5 protein-coding genes are annotated in these 4060 nt (G+C 66.1%); 3 read left to right on the plus strand and 2 right to left on the minus strand.

The features are described 5' to 3' along the window. From JMF90_RS27180 to JMF90_RS27190, 3 genes are all read left to right on the plus strand, one after another. Window positions 1-733 (plus strand): ABC transporter ATP-binding protein (locus JMF90_RS27180; RefSeq protein WP_201325656.1); only part of this gene is annotated, 733 nt, incomplete at its 5' end. Continuing rightward, entirely contained in the window at window positions 733-1449 is a 717-nt protein-coding gene (locus tag JMF90_RS27185; RefSeq protein ID WP_006478054.1) for an ABC transporter ATP-binding protein, read from the plus strand. The genes JMF90_RS27180 and JMF90_RS27185, both read left to right, overlap by 1 nt. A gap of 223 nt (window positions 1450-1672) precedes the next feature. Next, entirely contained in the window at window positions 1673-2344 is a 672-nt protein-coding gene (locus JMF90_RS27190) for a DUF2278 family protein (RefSeq protein WP_006478055.1), read from the plus strand. A 25-nt stretch (window positions 2345-2369) separates the two neighbouring features. Here JMF90_RS27190 and JMF90_RS27195 read toward each other — a convergent pair whose 3' ends face one another. Together JMF90_RS27195 and JMF90_RS27200 are read right to left on the minus strand one after the other, a co-directional pair. Continuing rightward, window positions 2370-2825 (minus strand): GNAT family acetyltransferase, encoded by a 456-nt coding sequence (locus tag JMF90_RS27195; RefSeq protein ID WP_011546003.1) that lies wholly within the window; start codon window positions 2823-2825, stop codon window positions 2370-2372. Window positions 2826-2838: 13 nt separating this feature from the next. Then, on the minus strand, window positions 2839-4023 hold the full coding sequence (locus JMF90_RS27200) for an acetylornithine transaminase (RefSeq protein ID WP_011546002.1): 1185 nt from the start codon (window positions 4021-4023) through the stop codon (window positions 2839-2841). Between the last annotated feature and the right edge of the window lie 37 nt (window positions 4024-4060).

Genomic DNA, 4060 nt, shown 5'->3' on the forward strand with positions numbered 1-4060 from the left:
GCGCTTCGGCGGGCTGCAGGCGCTGTCCGACGTCGGCCTGCAGATCCGCGAAGGCGAGATCTACGGTCTGATCGGCCCGAACGGCGCCGGCAAGACGACGTTCTTCAACGTGATCACGGGCCTCTATACGCCCGACTCCGGCGACTTCAAGCTGGACGGCACGAACTACACGCCGACGGCCGTGCACCAGGTGGCCAAGGCCGGCATCGCGCGCACGTTCCAGAACATCCGCCTGTTCGGCGGGATGACGGCGCTCGAGAACGTGATGGTGGGCCGCCACGTGCGCACCAAGCACGGGCTGCTCGGCGCGGTGTTCCAGACGCCGGCCGAACGCCAGGAAGAGCGCGAGATCAAGGAGCGCGCGATCGAGCTGCTCGAATACGTCGGCGTGCTGCAGTACGCCGACTACACGTCGCGGAACCTGTCGTACGGTCACCAGCGCCGGCTGGAAATCGCCCGGGCCCTCGCGACCGACCCGAAGCTGCTCGCGCTCGACGAGCCGGCAGCCGGGATGAACGCGACCGAGAAGGTCGAACTCACGCGCCTGCTCGACAAGATCCGCTCGGACGGCCGCACGATTCTCCTGATTGAGCACGACGTGAAGCTCGTGATGGGGCTGTGCAACCGGATGACGGTGCTCGATTACGGCAAGGTGATCGCCGAAGGTCTGCCGCAGGACGTGCAGAAGAATCCGAAGGTGATTGAGGCATATCTCGGCGCAGGGGTGCACTGATGGCAGCGGCAATGTTGAAAATCAAGGGCTTGCAGGTCAACTACGGCGGCATCCAGGCCGTCAAGGGCGTTGACATGGAAGTCCGTCAGGGCGAGCTCGTGACGCTGATCGGTGCGAACGGCGCCGGCAAGACCACGACGATGAAGGCGATCACCGGGCTGAAGCCGTATTCGGCCGGCGACATCGAGTACGAAGGCAAGTCGATCAAGGGCATCCCGTCGCACGAGCTGCTCAAGCGCGGCCTCGCGATGGTGCCGGAAGGCCGCGGGATCTTCGCGCGCATGTCGATCATCGAGAACATGCAGATGGGCGCGTACCTGCGCAACGACAACGAGCAGATCAAGAAGGACGTCGACCGGATGTTCGGCTTCTTCCCGCGCCTGAAGGAACGGGCGACGCAGCTCGCGGGCACGCTGTCGGGCGGCGAGCAGCAGATGCTGGCGATGTCGCGCGCGATCCTGTCCAAGCCGAAGCTGCTGCTGCTCGACGAGCCGTCGATGGGGCTGTCGCCGATCATGGTCGAGAAGATCTTCGAAGTGGTTCGGGAGATCTCGAAGGAGGGCATCACGGTGCTGCTGGTCGAGCAGAACGCACGCCTCGCGCTGCAGGCGGCCGACCGCGGCTACGTGATGGATTCGGGCACGGTCACGATGGAAGGCGACGCGAAGCAGATGCTCGACGATCCGAAGGTGCGCGCCGCGTATCTGGGCGAGTAAGCGATGGACTGAGCGGGCCCGGTTGCGCAGGTCGCATCCGGGCTGTCGAAAAGCCGTCACGGCAGAAACCGTGACGGCTTTTTTTCGTCTTGGTCGATCGCGTCGAACTCTGCGTGCAAACGCCACTCCATTCGACTGTCGGGTCGTGCACGCGGCCGGCCGTCGGCAAACCGACACACGGGCCGCGTAGCATCGATGACCCATCGGGACACGGAGAACGCGCATGAGTCTGGACTACGGTTTCGTGAAGGCGAAGGTGACGTCGGTGGCGAGGCTGAAGGGCTCGCCGCACGGCCGCGAGATCCAGTATCACGTTCACCTGACGCTGGCGTTGCCGGCGGGCGACTGGGACGTCGCGATCAACGTCGGCACCAGCGACGCGGACGATTTGCTGAACTACAAGCTCGTCTACGATTTCCACCATCCGGTCACGGCGACGCTCGCCGCCGCGGCCGAGGGCTATACCGATCTGACGGGGCAGGCCGCGCTGCCCGCGCTCGACTACCTGCGCAGCGACATCCTGAACGAGACGGGCGCGTGGCGCGCGAGCGCGGTGATGGACGGCACCGAGCATCCGGAGCCGATCCCGTCGCTGCTGCGGCTCGTGAACGCCGCGCAGTCGCAGGGCCTCGACGTCGTCGTGTTCGGCCGCACCTATGCGCAAGGCAATGGCATCCACGACACGCACATGAACCAGGGCTCGACGGGCCCGAACTACCTGCATCGCGCGGGTGACGACCACAACGACCACAACGACGTCTGGCAGGACGGCGCGCTGCTCGTGCGCGTGAGCGACACGCAATGGGCCGCGTATTTCGCGGCGTTCGAGCAGCAGGCCGTGCCGACCGACGCGCTCGGCAATCCGCTGCCGGGCGCGGGGCCGATCACGCGCTGAGCCGCTACTGCTACGAGCGGCCGTGTTACGCGGCCGACAGCGTCTTGCCGAACGAGATGCGTTCCTCGACGCGATAGCCGAGCGCGGCATAGAAGCGGCATGCGTCGTCGTTGCCGGGCAGCACCTGCAGGTTGATCTTCGGGCAGCCGCGTGCGGCGAGCGCGCGTTCCGCATGCGCGATGAGTGCACGGCCGATGCCGAGCCGGCGCGCGTCGTTCGCGACGCCGAACGAGTAGAGCCAGCCGCGATGTCCGTCGAAACCGGCCATCAGCGTGCCGACGACGCGCGCGCCGCTGGTCGCGACGAAGAACAGTTCCGGCTGCGTCGCGAGCTTCAGCTCGATCGATCGCAGCGGATCGCGGTGCGGCGGCGCACCGGCTTCGTCGTACTGCGGGAACGCGTCGCGCCATACCGCGAGCACGGCATCGGTGTCGGCGCGTTCGAACGGGCGGATAGCGACAGCATCGGCGGCGGCATCCATCGCGACGGTCTCCTTACAGCGTGTCGAGGATCGACCGCAGCATCGCCATCATCTGGTCGATTTCTTCGGTCGTCACGTTCAGGGCAGGCATGAAGCGCAGCAGGTTCGGCCGTGCGGCGTTCAGCAGCAGGCCGTCGGGCTGCATGTCGCGCGCCTTCTCGACGATCTGCGGGCCGATGTCCTTGCCGAGCAGCAGCGCGCGCAGCAGGCCTTCGCCGCGTTCGCCCTCGAAGCCGCGCTCCTCCGACAGTTCGAGCAGCTTGCGCTTCAGATACTCGCTGCGCGCACGCACGCCTTCGAGGAAGCCGGGTGCGACGAGCTGCGAGATCACCGAATAGCCGACCGCCGTCATCAGCGGGTTGCCGTTGTACGTACCGCCCTGGTCGCCGGCCTCGAACACCGCGACGTCGGCTTTCGACAGCAGCGCGCCGAGCGGTGCGCCGCCGCCGATGCCCTTCGCGAGCGTCATGACGTCCGGCTCGATGCCGGACAGCTCGTACGCGAACAGCTTGCCCGCGCGGCCGCAACCGCTTTGCACTTCGTCGACGATCAGCAGCAGGTTGTGCTGCTTCGTCAGCGCGCGCAGCGCCTGCATGAATTCACGCGTGGCCGGGATCACGCCGCCTTCGCCCTGGATCGGCTCGAGCATCACCGCGACGGTCTTGTCGGTGATCAGCTTCTCGACCGACTCGATGTTGTTCAGCTCGGCCTTCGGGAAGCCCGGCACCTGCGGCGCGTAGATCGTGTCCCAGCCCGGCTTGCCGCTGGCCGACATCGTCGCGAGCGTGCGGCCGTGGAAGCTGTGGTCGAACGTGATGATCTCGTATGCGCCGTTCTTGTACTTGCGGCCCCACTTGCGCGCGAGCTTGATCGCGCCTTCGTTCGCCTCGGCGCCGCTGTTCGTGAAGAACACCTTGTCGAACACGCTGTGCTGCGTGAGCAGACCCGCGAGCTTCGCCATCGGTTCGTTGTAGAACGCTGGCGACGGGTTCAGCAGCTTTTCGGCCTGCGTCTTCAGCGCCTCGACGATACCGTCGTTGCAGTGGCCCAGGCTGTTGACGGCCCAGCCCTGGATGAAGTCCAGATAGCGCTTGCCCGTGTGATCGTAGAGCCACGAACCCTTGCCGTGCGTAAACACGATGTCGGGGCGGTTCGTGATGTACATCAGCGAGTCGATCGGATAATCGTTCAGGGGCATGGCAGCAGACTCCAGCGGGCGTTGAAAGGGAAACGGG

The organism is Burkholderia sp. E168m23, from assembly GCF_016586125.1.
Taxonomy (GTDB): domain Bacteria; phylum Pseudomonadota; class Gammaproteobacteria; order Burkholderiales; family Burkholderiaceae; genus Burkholderia; species Burkholderia orbicola.